Source organism: Mycobacterium sp. E3305, assembly GCF_001666785.1.
Classification (GTDB): domain Bacteria; phylum Actinomycetota; class Actinomycetes; order Mycobacteriales; family Mycobacteriaceae; genus Mycobacterium.
In genome coordinates this window covers 1-576 of sequence record NZ_LZJA01000274.1, presented here as the reverse complement: position 1 = coordinate 576, position 576 = coordinate 1, and the positions used below count along the sequence as shown (strand labels likewise).

Genomic DNA, 576 nt, shown 5'->3' with positions numbered 1-576 from the left:
GTCGAGGTGGCTGGAGGCGAAGGCGACGCCCTTGTCGATCATGGCGCCGTCGTCGGCGTAGGTGTTGTGGGCGGAGAAGTTCATGCCGTCGGAACAGACCGGGTCTTCGGTGGCGCAGACCTTGATGGTCTTGTCGGCGAAGGTAGGGCCGATGACGACGGGGGGTTCGCCGAGGAAGTTCATGGCGCGCACGTTGGGCATGCCGAAGAGCACGACCGAGGACACGTGGCTGGCGACGGTGGGGTCGAGGGGCTTGGGGACGGTGTTGGGGTCGATGCCGTCGGGTACCGAGGGGGAGGTGACGAAGCCCATGACGGCTGCGCCCTGGGAGTAGCCGCCGAGCACCATTTTGGTGTTGGGGCAGTCGTGGGCCATCGAAACGACGTGGGCGCCAGCGTCTCTGACGCCGTCGATGCCGGTGTCCCATTGGTCGCTGGCGGGGTAGTTGACCGGGTAGACGTCGAACGACTTGGCGCCCACGCGCGAGTGCAGCGCGTCGACGAAGGCCTGGCCGGTGGGCCCGACTCCGGGGGCTTCACCGGTGCCGCGGGCGAACACCACCTGCACGTCCGGACA

General features: G+C 67.9%; 1 protein-coding gene. It reads right to left on the bottom strand.

All coding sequences use genetic code 11. The features are described 5' to 3' along the window. Positions 1-576: cutinase family protein (locus A5701_RS23915; RefSeq protein WP_067760195.1), on the bottom strand; the 576-nt coding region annotated here is incomplete at both ends.